The organism is Methyloligella halotolerans (assembly GCF_001708935.1).
Taxonomy (GTDB): Bacteria; Pseudomonadota; Alphaproteobacteria; order Rhizobiales; family Methyloligellaceae; genus Methyloligella; species Methyloligella halotolerans.
Genome location: NZ_MASI01000003.1, coordinates 358,508 through 373,743, shown reverse-complemented (window position 1 = coordinate 373,743; position 15,236 = coordinate 358,508). Strand labels below are relative to the sequence as shown.

Here is a 15,236-nt window from a genome sequence, read left to right as displayed (position 1 = left end):
CAACACCCGTCGGCTTGAATGATGCTCCGCCACAGCCTCAGCCTTGGCGCGACCTGCCTGCTCACAGCGATATTGCTGGCGGCAGTCACGAGTTTCGGGATGGACGGCGCGGTGCCGCCCTCAGGACGAAAACCGCTCGTCATCGGATATGTGGCGAGCTGGAAGGCCTATGAGCCAGGCTTCCGCATGGCCGATTTGCGGACCAAGGGCCTGACCCACATAATCTACGCCTTCGGCAAGGTCGGCCCCGACGGGACAGTGAGCCTCGGCGATCCCTGCATCGATGTCGGCGCCTGCGGCGACGGCGAGCGCCCGTTCGGCCTCGCCGGCAACTTCGCCGCCCTCGCCAGCTTGAAGAAGCGCAATCCCGATCTCAAGGTCCTGGTCTCCCTCGGGGGCTGGCAGGGCTCCGGCTCATTCTCCGATGCCGCCGCGTCAAAGGCGGGCCGCTACAGGATGGCGCGGACCGCCATCCAGACCTACATCGATCCCTACCCCGGGCTGTTCGACGGATTCGATATCGACTGGGAATTTCCGGTCGAAGGCGGGCTTGAGGACAACAGCCACCGCCCGGCGGATAAGGCGAACTTCACCGCACTCATGACGGCCTTCCGCGACACCCTTGACGAGGCGGGCGCCGCCAAGGGCCGGCGCTATCTCCTCTCAGCGGCGGTTTCCGCCGACCTGCCCAATCTTGCCAACCTCCAGCCGAAGCGCCTGAGCCGCGTGGTCGACTGGCTATCGGTGATGACCTACGACTACCATGCCGACTCCGACGAGACCGCCTTCAACGCGCCGCTCTTCCCGGCGGAAGGCGACCCTGACCGGGAGATGAACGCCGACGCATCGATCCGCGCCTATCTGCGCTATGTCGATCCCGCCAAGCTCGTCCTGGGCCTGCCTTTCTACGGCCGCCTCTATAGCGGCGTGGACGAGGACCGGAATGGCCTGTTCCAGCCGGGAACGCCGGGCGACCCGGACGGCGGTCTCCCCGCCGAGATGGATTACCGCCAGCTGCGCCAGTCCTCGATCTCCCGAAACGGCTTCCTGCGCTTCTGGAGCGCCAGAGCCAGGTGCCTTGGCTCTTCAATCGCCAAACCGGATTGTGGATCACCTACGACGATCCGGACTCGCTGTTCCGGAAGGCGCGTTACGCGCGAGATGCAGGACTCGCTGGCGTCATGATCTGGGAAATGAGCGGCGACGACGGCAGCCTTCTCCCCGCTGTCCTTCACGGCCTCTCGCCCGAGCACGGCCACACCATAAGCAGCAAGGCCAGCGCCAGCAGCTTCCGGGATCATTGGGGGAAATGGTAGCGGAGGAGGGACTTGAACCCCCGACACGCGGATTATGATTCCGCTGCTCTAACCAGCTGAGCTACTCCGCCATCTTTTAGGCTTTCACGCCCGGACGTTGGGCTTTTAGGCCGAAGTGCCGCGCCTGGCAATCCATCAGTCTCGCCTTGGCGGCCCGACGCACAGCGTCCTTGGCCGGGAGCCTATGTAGCAACTCGCGGCACGCTTGAGAAGGCTCGAAAGCGCCCCGCCGCCAAGCTCATCGAGATTGCTTTCTCTCGCCCGTCTGGAACGAACACCATCAACTCAAAGTTTTAAGACCTGTACGAACGGCGCAACAAAGCGCCCCGTTTGGGAGAAGACAGAACCTTCAAGGAGAGGACCATGAACCGTTTTTTGACGACGACCGCCGTTGCGCTCTTTATGAGCCTGACGCCGGCCATGGCCGCAGACGACGCCGCGATGTCCGGCGATTCGTCGACGGCAGTAGAGAAGGCGAAGACGCCTGAATCCGGCGAGGCAGACACATCGGGCGGCGCCAAAGGACAGAGCTCCGCACCGCCCGGATCAGATGCCGCCGAGGACATGGGCGGATCCGACGCTTCCGACGAAGCGATGAGCCCGGATTCCGGCAAGGCCGATACGTCCGGGGCTGCCATGGAGCGCACCTCGACACCGCCCAGCTCCGAAGCCGCGACGGGCGAGCCGACCGATACGGATGCCACCGATGTCGAAGGTGCGGCCAAACCCGCGGGTGACATGTCGGACGACATGGCGGCCGACGATGGCATGAGCGCACCCAAGGACGCGACCAAGCCCGACGGTAGCGGTGACGCCGACAAATCTTCGGGCGCCGATATCCAAAGTTCGGCGCTCCCGGCTCCGAAGCCGGCGAAGAGATGTCCGACGACAAAGCATCGGAAGAGGCCATGAAGCCCGGATCCGGCGGAGCCGACACCTCGACAGGCGCCAAGGAGCAGAGTTCCGCACCGCCTGCCTCCGACGCAGCCGAGTAAATCGGCCCAGTCGGTAGTAGCCAAGGAAGGGAGCCCTATCGCGGGCTCCCTTTTCTTATGGGAAATCGCTCGAAAGAGCAGAGGGCGTGCTAGTCCGCGCCCTGGCTTGACAGCCGTCGGCGGAGCGAACGCCAATAGCGGATGTCCGTCATCTTGCGGCCCTGCATGGCCAGCCGGGCCACAGCCGCTTGAGCCGAGCGCCGACCGGAGCGCCGCTTCATCGGCATCGCCCGCGTCGTGCGGCCCAGCCCGTAGCCGGGCTCCTTGGTGAACCGGAGCATCGTAAACAGCCCGCAAGGACGCAACGAATGGCTCTCCGTCATACGGAGATCGTCGCGCACCAGGACCGTCTCGACTGGAAACACGGGATGCCAGCCCAGTTGGTCGGCGAGCGGCGCCATGCGGCGTTCGAACCAGCCGCGGAAGCCGTCCTCCTGGCTGAAATGGTTGACCAGGATGACTTCGCCGCCCGGCGCGCAGACACGCTCGAGCTCTGCCATCACCTTTTCCGGATCCGGCACGACCGTCATCACATACATGGCGACAACCGTGTCGAAGCTGTCATCGGGAAACTCGAGATTGGTGGCATCCATCTCGTGCAGCTCCTCGACGAAATCGAGGCCGAGACGCTCCACCTTATCGCGCGCCTTGGACAGCATCTCCGGCGACAGATCGATACCCGTCACCTTCAGGTGATTGCGATAGGCCGGCAGTGAGAGCCCGGTCCCGACGCCGACTTCGAGCACCCGACCCTCACGGCGGTTGATCATCTCGACCGCATGTTTGCGGCCGGCCGCGGCAACCTTGCCGAAGGTCGTGTCGTAGACGGGCGCCCAGCGCCGATAAGCGTGGAGCACCGAGTCCGTGTCCATCAGGATCTGTTTTGCACGCAAGTTACGCCCCTCTCACTCTCAACCGCATCCCAAGCCAATAATTAACGCCGTTCGGCAAAGAGCGGTTCGCCACGTTCCGGCACCGCATTCTTCGCCGCACCGCCGAATTCATCTTCGCCGAACACCGCCGACGTAATCCATCCGCCGCCGAGCACGCGATCTTCATCGCCATCGGCAGCATAAAACACACAAGCCTGACCGGGCGAAACGCCCTCCTCGCCGTCCGCCAGCTCGACCACTGCCCCGCCGTCCTGCCATTTCAGGACGCCGGCTGAACCACGCCGCTGGATCGGACCCGGGCAAGAATGTCCCGGCCCTCGATCAGCGTCTCAAGCGGTTCTCCGCCGAGCCAGTTGACGTCGCGCAAGGTGATCCGGCGCGCCAGCAACCATTCCCGCGGCCCGACCACGACCTCCCGGCTGTCGGAGTCCAACCGTACCACGTATAGCGGTTCCGAGGCGGCGATGCCGAGTCCGCGGCGCTGACCGATTGTATAATTGATGATGCCGCGATGCCGCCCCAAGACGCTGCCGTCCACATGAACGATGTCGCCGGGCTCCGCCGCGCCGGGCCGCAGGCGCTCGATCACATCCGTATAGCGCCCAGTCGGCACGAAGCAGATATCCTGGCTGTCGGTTTTGTCCGCGACCGGCAATCCGTATTCGCGGGCAAGACGCCGCGTCTCGTCCTTGGGCAAGTCGCCCAGGGGAAAGCGCAGGAAGGAGAGCTGCTCCGGCGTGGTGTTGAATAGGAAATAGCTCTGGTCGCGTTCCTGATCGTGGGCGCGGTAGAGAGCGAAGCCGCCCTCGGTGGGACGGCTGCGAACGTAATGTCCCGTCGCGAGGCACGCCGCGCCGAGATCCTTCGCCGTCTCCAGCAGATCCCGGAACTTGATCTTCTGATTGCACGCCACGCAGGGCACGGGCGTCTCGCCGGAGAGATAGCTGTCGGCAAAGGCGCCGATCACTGCCTCGGAGAACCGGCGCTCGTAATCGAGGACGTAGTGGGGGATGCCGATGGTCTCGGCCACCCGGCGTGCATCGTGGATGTCCCGTCCCGCACAGCAGGTACCGCGGCGGCCCACAGCCTCGCCGTGATCGTAGAGCTGCAAGGTGATGCCGACGACATCGTAGCCCTGGCTCTTCAACAGAGCCGCGACCACAGAGGAATCGACGCCGCCCGACATGGCGACCACCACGCGGTTCTCGGCCGGCGAACCCTCAAGATGCAGACTGTTGGACATAAGACCGTCTCGTAAACTTCAATTCGACCGGGGATCGGAGACTTCAACACGCATCCCGCGCCAGCCTTGGCCGTTCTCGCAGCGACTGTGAATTGCGCCGGCGGCCTCCCCGCCTCGGCTCCCGAACCTCGCGGACCGGGACGTCATAATTGTCACGTGCGGCGGAAGATAGGCGGTGGCGGAATGTCACGCAAGCGCAAGCAAGACACAGATCAGCGCATCTTCCGGCCCGCCAGATCTTCGAAGGTCTCGCAATGGAACACTTCCCCCCTGTCGCGGTAGACTTTCGTGCCAGCCTGGCACAGCCGGTCGGAGAGAAGAAATTTTTCTCGTAAAACCAGCAATTTTTGCGGTTCCGCTTGGCTCTTCCTTTACCGGGTCGCTTAGGTAATTTTTAAAAGCCGGTTGCTAGTCTCCACGACAATATAAAGCTCATCGATTGGTGTAGTGAGTACGATGACTGAGCATTACAGGCCGCGTGTCCGTTACGTGATCGGACCGGATGGAAGCCCGCTGACCGTGGCCGACCTTCCGCCAAAAGATACGAAACGCTGGGTAATCCGCCGGAAGGCCGAAGTGGTCGCTGCCGTCCGCGGCGGCCTTCTCAGCCTGGAAGAGGCCTGCGAGCGCTATACGCTCACGGTCGACGAATTCCTGAGCTGGCAGCGTTCCATTGACAAGCATGGCCTTCCCGGCCTGCGCGCCACCCGCGTTCAAGAGTATCGCGGCTAGCAACCCTCCCGTTGCGGGGCGGCCCTCGCCTCAGGCTCTCGCCAAGAGTTGCGCTCTCTCTAGAATTTACGTGTTCTGCGGTGCGTCGGCTTGGGCCGACATGCGCGCCGGCGCGTTAGGGTCGGTGGCGCCCCCGGCGCTCCGAAGCCGGCGCTTTATGCGGCGACATTCGTCGGCCGTCTGCGCCGCGCTTGCGCCTGGCTAGTCGCGGAAATTCTCGTATTGCAGGGGCTGATCGATCGGCAGCTCCTTGAGGAACGCGATCACCTCTTGAAGGTCGTCGCGCTTCTTGCCGGTAACACGCAGCTCGTCGCCCTGGATCGAGGCCTGGACCTTGAGCTTCTGCCCCTTGATCTCCTTGACCAGTTTCTTGGCGAGCTCCTTGTCGATCCCCTGGCGGATGACCGCCGTCTGGCGGACCGACTGGCCGGCGGCCTTTTCAGCAGTCTTATAGTCGATGCAGCCCGCATCGATCTGCCGGCGGGCAAGATGCCCCTGCAGCAGCTCATGCATCTGCTTCAGCTTGAGATCGTCGTCGGCGTGAATAACGATCTCGTCGCCCTTACGCTCGATGGTGGCCGAAGCGCCTTTGAAATCGTAGCGCTGCTCCATCTCGCGGCTCATATTGGCGAGGGCATTGTCGACCTCGGCGAGATCGGTCTTGGAAACGATGTCGAACGACGGCATGCCGCCCTCTATGTCGGTTGTTGAAACACTGCGGCTGCTCGGGCGCCTGACGCGCGAAGGCCGCCCGTCAGTGCGACAGGCGGCCTATGATTTCACGGCTCATCGCCGTCTTCAATGCGCGAAAGCCCGCTAGCTTGCGACCCGATGCTGTCCGGGATGTTCCAGACTGGAACGATCGCTCTCGGAATCGCTGCGGCCCCGGTCGCGCTCTTCGAGCATTGCGACCCGCTTCAGCTCTTCTTCCGCCTCTGCATACCGCTCCTGGGCCTGCTTCAGCTTCTCTTCCAGATCCCGTGCCGAATTGATCAAATTATCGCGCCGTTCCACGGCCGCCTTGGCGAAGGTGGGATAGGCGTAATGATTGACATCCGTTACACCGGCACGCTCTTGCTCGATCGCAATCTGCCGGTCGAGATCGGCGGCCATCTGCCGAAAATCGCCGATCATGGCCTCGATGTCCTCTACCGTCTGGCGCTTCTCGTCGACTTCGAAACGCTTCAGGCGGATCAGTGCGTCCCGTGACTTCATGACTCAGTACCTCAACAACTCTGAACGCTCTCGCGGACACGTTTCAAATCCCGTGCCACCATTTTGAAACACTCTAAAGAAGCGAACATCCTCATGGGTCGGCAGGCGCCGCTGGCGCCGACGAAAAACGCTTTCGTTTCAAAAGGTCCCCCGCTTTCCTGCCCCGAGCATCAATTCCCTCGCAGCATCGAAAAAACCGAATGAAGCCCGATAGTTACCGCATGCCTCACCCAGGACGTCCCCCGATATCGACCAGTATGCATGAGAGCACTTAAACACCGGTAAACCATACCCTCGGCATTTAAAGTTCCGGCCTAACACTTAAGGCAGCCCCGCCCTCGGGGAATTAACTCCCCCTAACGGGTTAGTTTTTGTTAACTATTGGGGGCTAATTTCTTGATTCGAGTTAACCAATCGCGTTTCACAGGGGTTTGCGACCCGGAGAAGCAAACCTGAAATTTCGGCGACCGGGGGATCAATATGCGGGTGCTTCTAATCGAGGACGACAGCGCCACTGCCCAGAGCATCGAGCTCATGCTGCAGTCGGATGGCTTCAACGTCTATACGACTGATTACGGCGAGGAAGGTGTCGATCTCGGAAAACTTTACGACTACGACATTATACTTCTGGATCTGAACCTGCCCGACATGAGCGGGTACGAAGTTCTCAAGACCCTTCGGGTCGCCAAAGTCCAGACGCCGATCCTCATCTTGTCGGGACTTGCCGGCATCGAGGATAAGGTTCGCGGTCTCGGCTTCGGCGCCGACGACTATATGACAAAGCCCTTCCACAAAGACGAGCTGGTCGCCCGCATCCATGCCGTGGTGCGCCGCTCCAAGGGCCACGCCCAATCGGTCATCCAGACTGGCGGCTTGCGGGTCAATCTCGACACCAAGACCGTCGATGTGAATGGCCAGCGGGTGCATCTGACCGGCAAGGAATATCAGATGCTGGAGCTTCTCTCGCTCCGTAAGGGCACTACCCTCACCAAGGAGATGTTCCTCAATCATCTCTATGGCGGCATGGACGAGCCCGAGCTCAAGATCATCGACGTCTTCATCTGCAAGCTGCGCAAGAAGCTGGCGGCCGCGACCGGCGGCAAGCACTACATCGAAACGGTGTGGGGCCGCGGCTACGTGCTTCGGAATGCCGAAGAGGAATCCGAAGTCGCCGCCTGACGTAACGACGTCTCACAGACTTACTCAGCACCGAAAGCGCCTCCGGACCGAAAATCCGGGGGCGTTTTCGATTCTGATTCCAATGCCTTAGACCTACCGGCTCAGCGCCCTGCTGCCGCCATTGCGGGACTGTCGCGACCGTCGCCATGGGAGGACGAGCCTTGGGAGCCCGTTCCAGCCCCTGTTGCCGGGAGCATGGTCCGGTCGCGATTTTCCGCAGAAATCGGCTGAAAAACACCCGGACAAGGGGCGGCGAGAGGAGCGAACCGATCGCTCAATCCGAGCACCGACTCGGTCGCTCCCAACAGCAGATAGCCGTCTGGCTGGATCTGCTGCGACAGCCTCGAAAGAACCTGGCGCTTTGTGGGTTCGTCGAAATATATCAGCACGTTGCGGCAGAATATGACGTCAAACACGCCGTGCCGCATGCTGTTATGCATCAGGTTCTGATGCCGGAACCGCACCCGTTCGCGGATCTCCGGCACAATCTCCCAGCCATCCGCGACCCGCTTGAAATACTTCAACAGCAAAGTGACTGGCAGCCCGCGCTGAACCTGGAACTGGCTGTAGACCCCCTTCTGAGCGAAGAGCAGCGCTTCTTCCGAGAAATCGGTCGCTAGGATCTCGATCTCCCATCCCTGCAGCAGGTCGCCTTTCTCGGCCAAAGCCATGGCGATGGCATAAGGCTCCTGTCCGGTCGAGCAGCCCGCACACCAGATCCGGAGTCGCCGGCTGGTCTGCCGTGCCTCGAGCAGCGACGGCAGCACCCGCTCCTCGAAGCACTCGAACACCGATTTGTCCCGGAAAAAATACGTCTCCTGAACGGCGACGCACTCGGCGAGCCGCCATTTGAGGCTCTCACCGTCGCTACGGGCGATCGCGCCGCACAGCGCGGAAACCGAATCCAGCTGATATTCCTTCAACACCCGCTTGAGCCGCGAATGCAGAAGCTCTTCCTGATCCTCCTTCAGGGTCATGCCGGTGCAGCTCTTCACCGCGTGGGCGAGAAACTTGAACTCTTGCGGAGTCATGGGTGTCAGCATCACGGCCGCTCCATCTCGAAAAGTCCGGCGGCGATCTCTGCCAAATGTTCCGGATTGCCGATCGCGGCGGCATAGCCGGCATTGGCCGCAGCCCCGGGCATCCCCCAAACCACGCTGGAAGCTTGATCCTGCACGATCACGCTGCCGCCCGTTCTTGCGATCGCACCGGCGCCTTCGGCCCCGTCGGCGCCCATCCCGGTCAGGATCACCCCCAGCACGGCCGGTCCATAGACCTGCACCAGGCTTTCGAACAGCAGATCGACCGATGGCCGGTAATAGCGCACCGGCGGCGCGTCGCTGATCGCGATGACGGGATTGGGCGATGAGACCAGGGTCATGTGGCGGTCGCCCGGCGCAAGATAGATCTGCCCTGCACGGATTTCCTCGCCATCCTCCCCTTCCTTAGAGGGCAATCCCGTGGCGGCCGAAAGCCGAATGGCCAGCGCCCGGGTGAATTCCGCCGGCATATGCTGCGCGATCAGAACCGGCGCCCGGCGGATAGCGGATACGAGCGAGGGAAGGAAGCGGAGCAGAGCCTCGGGCCCACCGGTCGAGCTGCCGACCCCGATCACCCGCGGCACGACCATGGAAAAGGGATGCCGCACCACATTGGTCGGCGGATTGGCGGCTAGTCCGGGCATCACCGCCATCCGCTCTGGACGGGACACCGGCATGCTCCGCGGCGCGGGAAATTCCGCCGGCCGGCAGAGCGCCTCGATCCTCTTCAAGAGCGCGATACGAAAGTCTTGGCCGCCCCAGCTCTTAACCGACGCGTCGGGCTTGCCAATATAATCCTTTGCCCCCATCGCCAGCGCGTCCAGCGCGATTCCCGCGGCGGCCTTGCTGAGCGCCGAGACCACGAGCACCTTGGCCGACGGACAGGCCTTGATAAGCTTCGGGAGCACCTCGAGCCCCCCAATGTCTGGCATTTCCAGATCGAGCAGCACGATATCCGGCCGCCGCCGTGCGATCGTCGCCAGAGCTTCCTGCCCGCTGGATGCCATGCCGGCCAGCTCGAGCCCGGGGGCTTCGCCGATCCATCGGGTCAGAAGCCATCGCATGAGTTGGGAATCGTCGACCACCATCACCCTGATTGGGCGATCCCTCCCCTCCCCCGTCGCCGGGGGACGTTTGGTGGCCGATGCTTCCGCCATCAGATCAGACCCACCTCATGGAATTTGGCTTCGATGATGTCTCGATCGAACGGCTTCATGATGTACTCGTTCGCCCCGGCCGAAATGGCCCGGGTGATATGGTCGACATCGTTCTCCGTGGTGCAGAAGATAACCTTCGGCCGGTCGCCTCCGGGCTCGCGGCGCAGCGCCACGAGGAAGGCGATCCCGTCCATCACAGGCATGTTCCAGTCCAGGAGCACGGCATCGGGCATGGAGACCCGGCACTGATCCAGCGCCTCCTGACCGTTCTCCGCCTCCGAAGCCTGGAACTTCATATCTTCAAGGATCCTGCAGGCGACCTTCCGGATGACCGGACTGTCGTCCACAACCAAGCAATGTTTCATCAGCCCCTCTAAATATATCGGCGGCCCCCAGGGAGCGCGCCTCAAGCTGCCTCTCTCAATTTCTCCGCATCCAACAGGCTCTCCACGTCCAGCACCGCCATCACCCCCTGATCGAGGCGGTACAGTCCCGCGCAAACCTCCGACCACCTCGACGTGAGATTGATCGGCGTGGGCTCGAAGCTCTCCGCGGACGGACGCAGCACGTTGCCGATCCTGTCTGCGATCAAACCGTAAATCTCCGCCCCGCGCTCGATACCGAGGGCGACGGAAGGCTCGCCCTCACCGCGCAAAGGCAGCCCCAGCCGGCGCCGGAGATCGATCGCCGTGACGACCCGGCCGCGCAGGCTGAGAAGACCGGCCACCGACGGCGGCGCCAAGGGTACCCGGCAGATCCCTTTGGGAATGAAGACGTCCCGCACCTGGGTTAGCGCCAGACCGAAAAGCTGGTCGCCGACCATCGCCGTCACGTAGCCTTCGGCGGCCTGTCTCCGGATTCCGTCGCTCGCCTGCTGGTTCATGCCGCGGCCTCCCAGCGCGAGCAGCAGGCTTCGAGCGCATCCATCAGCTTCTGGCGGTCGAACTTGCCGACATAGTGGGTGAAGCCCGCCGCCCGTGTCCTAGCAATCAGGCGCGGCGAGGTGTGGGACGAAAGGGCGACCAACGGTATCTCCGCCCAATGGGGATCGGACTTGATCCGCTCGGCAAACCCGATGCCATCTAGTTCCGGCATCTCAAGATCGCTGACGATCACGTCGAACCGCCAGCCTTCCTCCTTAAGCTCCAGCGCCTCGTGGCCCGACCCGGCCAAGGTCACGTCGTAGCCGTTGGCCGAAAGCAGCGGCGCGAGCATATTGCGGAAGAACTGGCTGTCGTCCACCAGCAGCACCTTCTGGGCGCGAGCCACATCGGACTCCTTCATCAGGATGCGCTGGCCGAGCCCTTCGCCGACATAGTGGGAGATATCGACGACCTCGACGACTTCGCCGCCGACCAGACAGGCCCCCAGAACGCCCGGCGTCCTGGAATGGATCTCCATGGAGAACTTTTCCTCCACCACGTCCACGATCTCATCGATGGCGAGCCCGACGCTCCGCCCGTCTTCCGAGAAAACGAGCACCGGCTGCAGATCGTCGCCGGGCCGCTTCTCGACACCGTCCATGAAGAGGACGGGCATCAGGGAGTCGCGGTAGCGCAGGACATAGCCTTCCTCGCAAGCCTCGAACTCCGAGGCCGGGATCTCCTCAAGCCGCGCGACCAGCGCAAGAGGCACCGCCTTGCGGGACCGCGAACCGGCCCTGAAGAGTAGCAGCGGCACCGTCTCCTTTTCCTCCGGCCGCGTCTGCGTTTCGGCGAGCACGGCCCCGCTGTCGCGGCGGATGTCATCCACCCCGGCGAGATGGGCCAAGGCGGGGGGATCGATGATCATGATGACGCTTCCGTCTCCCAGGATCGTGTTTCCGGAGAACACGGAAAGCTGGCGCAGGACGCTCGCCTTGGGCTTCACCACGATCTCTTCGGTGCGCAGAACATCGTCCACCAGCAATCCGAACAGGCGCGTTCCCAGCTCCAACACCGCAACCGTGGTCATCTCGTTCTGGAACCGCTCCGCGCCCGCGCCTCGGCACCCCGTTCACCCATCAGCTCGGCCAGATCGAAGACGGGAACCAGCTTGCCGCGAAGGCGAAGCTGCGGCGCGTCGTCGACCATCTCGATCCGGTAGTCCGAGCTCGCCTGAGCGCGCACGACCTCCACCACGTTATGCTGAGGCAGGGCGAACCGGATTCCCCCGCCCTCCACAATCAGCGCGGCGGTGATGGCCAGGGTCAGCGGTATCCGCATCACGAAGAGGCTGCCTTGGGGGCCACTCGATTTCAGCTCGATCGTTCCACCGATCACCTCCACATCGCTCCGCACCACATCGAGCCCCACGCCCCGCCCCGAGACATCGGTGATCTCGCGGGCGGTGGAGAAACCGGGCTGGAAGATGAACTGCTGAAGCTCGCGGTCGTCGAGCTGGGCCAGCTCCGCCGCCGTCGCCAGTCCCTTTTCAAGACATTTGTCGCGGATTGCCTGGGCATTCAGTCCGCGCCCGTCATCGGAGATCTCGATCACGATATGCCCGCCCTCGGCAAACGCCCTGAGCCGGATGTTGCCTTGCTCGGGCTTGCCGGCCGCCTGCCTTTCGGCGCGCGTCTCGATCCCGTGGTCGGCCGCGTTGCGGATGAGATGGGTCAGCGGATCGCGGACGAACTCCAGGACTTGCCGGTCCAGCTCCACATCGCCGCCCTCGCTCACCAGCTTGATCGGCTTGTCGAGACCGAGCGAGAGCTCCCGGACGAGACGGGGCAGCTTCTGCCAGCTCTTCGAGATCGGCAGCATGCGGGCCTTCATGATGCCGCGCTGCAGCTCGTTCGTGACATTGGATAGGCGATGGAGCGGGGCCTTGAACCCGTCCTCCTCGACACGGCGGGCGACATCCATAAGCTGATTACGGGTGAGAACGAGCTCGCTCACCGTCGTCATCAGATGCTCCAGCGTATCGACCCTGACCCGAACCATCTGGGTCAGGTTCCGGTCCGTGACCGCGCCCGGCGCCATCTCCTTCGCAGGAATAGCTGCTTGAGACGCCGTTTCCGAGGCCTCGGATCCCTCCTCGAACTCCGGTCCCTCGCCCGGCGCAAGCTCTGCGGCCAGGGCGTCGGGAGAAGCGGACCCGTCGGACACGCGATGCTCTCCCGGTTCGGGCGCTTGGAGATCGGATTCCGGCGCAGCGTTGAAGAACTCTCGAGGTATGGGCCGTTGATGCAGCCCTTCCGGCGCAACCGGTATCGGCGGCAGCCAGTCGCCGTCCATTACGGAATCGGGAGACGCGGGAGACTGCGTGGCCTCCGGTTCAGCCGCCGCTTCCCCGGCATCATCTCCTAGGGCCTCGAGACGGTCGATCAGCTCGCTGTCATCGCCCCGCGGCTCATGCCCTTCCTCCAGCCCCTTGAGGATCTCCTTTATGCGGTCGAGACAGGCGAGCACAACGGTGACGCCTTCGACCGTCACCGGATCGCCGTCCCGGTAATGAGCCAGCCGGCTCTCCGTCGCATGGGCAATCTTGGAAAGTCGCTCGAGTCCGAAAAAGCCGCACGTACCTTTGATGGTGTGGACCAGGCGGAAGATCTTGTTGAGGCTGTCCTGGTTGTTCGGCTCGCGCTCGAAGCGCAATAGCTCGGTGTCGAGCCGGTCGAGATTCTCGTCCGTCTCCGCCAGGAATTCTCCTAAGAGCTCATCCATCCATCCACCCCAGCACGCCGGGCATACCGCTTGTCCGGGTACCGGCTCGAAGCGGCGATACTGACCTACTGAGGTTTACGTTTCGTTGAGCAAGAAACGGAAATAGCGCAGATTCCCGCCATTGCGGACGGCTAGGAGGCCGTGATCAGCACCTCGTCAGGGCGATTGTCGACCGAAATGGTCATCCCGATGGAGTCCGCCAGCCGCCGTGCAAAATAGGGCAGGATGGAGTGGGCATCCAATCCTTCGGTCGGCCCATCGGGTGCGAGCAGTGCCTTCATCTCGTCCTTCAGCCCGGCAGCCTTGCCCTGACCGCGGATCTCGAACCGCGTCGCTTGATCGTCTATATGGACGTCGAGAGTGCCGCCTCGCGGCAGGGCGACCACGCCGAGCGAGACGAGATTCAGAAGCAGCTTCACCTTGTTCTTCGCCAAAGTGGCGAGGGGGCCTGTCCAGGTCAGTTCGTGCTTCCCCTGAACGAAGTCGCGGGAGACCTTCTCGGCATCGCGCAGATCGATCTCCGCGCCCGCCGACCCGGCGGCACCGAAGGCGATCCGCGCGAATTGCAGCTTCGCGGAGGCCGTCGCGGCGCTCTTGGTGATGAGCTCCATGGCATGCTCGCGCATCTCCGGATCGGTCTCGTCGCTCAGCACCTCGAGCCCGTTGGCGATCGCGCCGACGGGGCTGATGACATCGTGGCAGATCCGGCTGGAAATCAGCGCCGTCAAATCGATATCGGCAATTGGCTGTTCGCTCATGGTGTCCTAATGGCCTCCTCTTCGGTGTCGCAGGACACGGATTTGTCGCCCCTCGGGGCAGAGTCTGGTAAAGGGAACCGGGCCGTCCGCGCCGCTGCGGAAACGCCGAATCACCTCGCCCAGCCTATCTTGCCTTCCCGGCGCCACCAGCCACAACACGCTATAGGGGTCCCATGAAAAGCTTCGACTTCGAGCGCGCCTGCGAAATGCTGCTCGTGGCCAACTGCCAGGCCGGTGCGGCCATCATGCGGCACTACAGAAGCGATGCGGGATTCGAGCGGAAAGGCGACAATACGCCGGTGACCATGGCGGACCGTGACGCAGACGCCATCCTCCTCGCGGTTCTCCGTGAGATCGACCCCGAAATTCCCGTCGTCTCCGAAGAATCCGCCTCCGAGCTCGATCGGGAACGCGGATCCCAGTTCTTTCTGGTCGATCCTCTCGATGGCACGAAGGAATTCATCAAGCGCCGCACCGACTTCACCGTCAACGTGGCTCTGATCGAGGAGGGCGTGCCCGTCTTCGGTATGGTCTTTGCGCCGGCCCGCAAGGAGGTCGCCTTCACCATCGCCGAACATCGCGCCGTCGCCGCGAGACTCGACCCCGATCGGGATGCCGCCGAGCAGACCCTGAACGCCCAGCCGATCACGGTGCGCGATGTGCCCCCTGAGGGCATCACCGCCATGGTGAGCGCCTCCCATTTCGACGACGAGACGGAGGATTTTCTGAAGGATCTTCCCATCGCCGAGCGACACAGCGCAGGCTCGTCCCTGAAATTCATCCAGCTCGCGCAAGGCAAGGCGGACCTCTACCCGCGCTTTGGCCCGACGATGGAGTGGGACACGGCTGCCGCCGATGCCATCCTGCGCGCCGCCGGCGGCAGCGTGGTGACCATCGACGGCAATCCGCTGCGCTACGGAAAGTGGAACACCGGACTGAAGAACCCGGCCTTCATCGCCTGGGGACGGAAACCGGTCTGAAAGACCGCAAGCGTCGATGCCGGTAACCGGGCATTAACCACAGCCACAGTTTGGTACTACTTCGGACCGATCATAGCGCGA

At 63.0% G+C, this 15,236-nt stretch carries 16 protein-coding genes, 1 tRNA gene and 1 pseudogene; 6 read left to right on the top strand and 12 right to left on the bottom strand.

The genetic code is table 11. From position 1 onward, the window contains the following. Nucleotides 1–18: 18 nt before the first annotated feature. Together A7A08_RS08360 and A7A08_RS17600 are read left to right on the top strand one after the other, a co-directional pair. Nucleotides 19–1,185, top strand: a complete 1,167-nt coding sequence (locus A7A08_RS08360) for a glycoside hydrolase family 18 protein (protein WP_069095037.1) — start codon at nt 19–21, stop codon at nt 1,183–1,185. After that, on the top strand, nt 1,074–1,316 hold the full coding sequence (locus tag A7A08_RS17600) for a glycosyl hydrolase family 18 protein (RefSeq protein WP_169822966.1): 243 nt from the start codon (nt 1,074–1,076) through the stop codon (nt 1,314–1,316). Before A7A08_RS08360 ends, A7A08_RS17600 begins: the two co-directional genes overlap by 112 nt. On the opposite strand, the gene A7A08_RS08355 is transcribed toward A7A08_RS17600, so the two are convergent. Then, nucleotides 1,311–1,387, bottom strand: a tRNA-Met gene (locus A7A08_RS08355). The genes A7A08_RS17600 and A7A08_RS08355 overlap by 6 nt on opposite strands. 292 nt (nt 1,388–1,679) lie before the next feature. On the opposite strand from A7A08_RS08355, the gene A7A08_RS08350 reads away from it, so the two are divergent. Beyond that, on the top strand, nt 1,680–2,228 hold the full coding sequence (locus tag A7A08_RS08350; protein ID WP_069095036.1) for a prolipoprotein diacylglyceryl transferase: 549 nt from the start codon (nt 1,680–1,682) through the stop codon (nt 2,226–2,228). Between the two features lie 172 nt (nt 2,229–2,400). Here A7A08_RS08350 and A7A08_RS08345 read toward each other — a convergent pair whose 3' ends face one another. Both A7A08_RS08345 and mnmA read right to left on the bottom strand, forming a co-directional pair. Then, complete coding sequence (locus A7A08_RS08345; protein WP_245290851.1) at nt 2,401–3,204, bottom strand: class I SAM-dependent methyltransferase; 804 nt, start codon at nt 3,202–3,204, stop codon at nt 2,401–2,403. A gap of 41 nt (nt 3,205–3,245) precedes the next feature. Continuing rightward, a pseudogene (gene mnmA, locus A7A08_RS08340) lies at nt 3,246–4,447 on the bottom strand (tRNA 2-thiouridine(34) synthase MnmA). 456 nt (nt 4,448–4,903) lie between these two features. On the opposite strand from mnmA, the gene sciP reads away from it, so the two are divergent. Next, complete coding sequence (sciP, locus tag A7A08_RS08335; RefSeq protein WP_069095034.1) at nt 4,904–5,179, top strand: CtrA inhibitor SciP; 276 nt, start codon at nt 4,904–4,906, stop codon at nt 5,177–5,179. A gap of 201 nt (nt 5,180–5,380) precedes the next feature. Here sciP and A7A08_RS08330 read toward each other — a convergent pair whose 3' ends face one another. Both A7A08_RS08330 and A7A08_RS08325 read right to left on the bottom strand, forming a co-directional pair. Beyond that, nucleotides 5,381–5,866 carry a YajQ family cyclic di-GMP-binding protein gene (locus A7A08_RS08330; protein ID WP_069095033.1) on the bottom strand — a complete coding sequence of 162 codons (486 nt, stop codon included), beginning with the start codon at nt 5,864–5,866 and terminating at the stop codon, nt 5,381–5,383. Nucleotides 5,867–5,995: 129 nt separating this feature from the next. Next, the gene (locus tag A7A08_RS08325; RefSeq protein ID WP_069095032.1) at nt 5,996–6,394 is read right to left on the bottom strand and encodes a flagellar export protein FliJ; all 399 of its coding nucleotides are present in this window, start codon (nt 6,392–6,394) and stop codon (nt 5,996–5,998) included. Nucleotides 6,395–6,874: 480 nt separating this feature from the next. Between A7A08_RS08325 and ctrA the strand changes: the two genes are divergently transcribed. Then, entirely contained in the window at nt 6,875–7,573 is a 699-nt protein-coding gene (gene ctrA / locus A7A08_RS08320; RefSeq protein WP_069095031.1) for a response regulator transcription factor CtrA, read from the top strand. 101 nt (nt 7,574–7,674) lie between these two features. On the opposite strand, the gene A7A08_RS08315 is transcribed toward ctrA, so the two are convergent. From A7A08_RS08315 to chpT, 7 genes are all read right to left on the bottom strand, one after another. Next, nucleotides 7,675–8,616 (bottom strand): CheR family methyltransferase, encoded by a 942-nt coding sequence (locus A7A08_RS08315; protein ID WP_069095030.1) that lies wholly within the window; start codon nt 8,614–8,616, stop codon nt 7,675–7,677. Beyond that, a complete protein-coding gene (gene cheB, locus A7A08_RS08310) occupies nt 8,616–9,701 on the bottom strand; it encodes a chemotaxis-specific protein-glutamate methyltransferase CheB (protein ID WP_280948729.1) in 1,086 nt (361 codons plus the stop codon). Before cheB ends, A7A08_RS08315 begins: the two co-directional genes overlap by 1 nt. Before the next feature lie 68 nt (nt 9,702–9,769). Beyond that, nucleotides 9,770–10,135: a response regulator gene (locus A7A08_RS08305; protein ID WP_069095028.1), complete on the bottom strand. Its 366-nt coding sequence runs from the start codon at nt 10,133–10,135 to the stop codon at nt 9,770–9,772. Between the two features lie 41 nt (nt 10,136–10,176). Continuing rightward, a complete protein-coding gene (locus A7A08_RS08300) occupies nt 10,177–10,653 on the bottom strand; it encodes a chemotaxis protein CheW (protein ID WP_069095027.1) in 477 nt (158 codons plus the stop codon). Next, nucleotides 10,650–11,723, bottom strand: coding sequence for a response regulator (locus tag A7A08_RS17355; RefSeq protein WP_342586639.1), 1,074 nt, complete (start codon nt 11,721–11,723; stop codon nt 10,650–10,652). The genes A7A08_RS08300 and A7A08_RS17355 overlap by 4 nt, the downstream gene beginning before the upstream one ends. Beyond that, on the bottom strand, nt 11,720–13,417 hold the full coding sequence (locus A7A08_RS17350; protein ID WP_342586638.1) for a chemotaxis protein CheA: 1,698 nt from the start codon (nt 13,415–13,417) through the stop codon (nt 11,720–11,722). The genes A7A08_RS17355 and A7A08_RS17350 overlap by 4 nt, the downstream gene beginning before the upstream one ends. A 131-nt stretch (nt 13,418–13,548) precedes the next feature. Then, a complete protein-coding gene (chpT, locus tag A7A08_RS08290; protein ID WP_069095026.1) occupies nt 13,549–14,175 on the bottom strand; it encodes a histidine phosphotransferase ChpT in 627 nt (208 codons plus the stop codon). A 173-nt stretch (nt 14,176–14,348) separates the two neighbouring features. On the opposite strand from chpT, the gene cysQ reads away from it, so the two are divergent. Further along, complete coding sequence (gene cysQ, locus A7A08_RS08285; RefSeq protein WP_069095025.1) at nt 14,349–15,155, top strand: 3'(2'),5'-bisphosphate nucleotidase CysQ; 807 nt, start codon at nt 14,349–14,351, stop codon at nt 15,153–15,155. Nucleotides 15,156–15,236 lie beyond the last annotated feature (81 nt).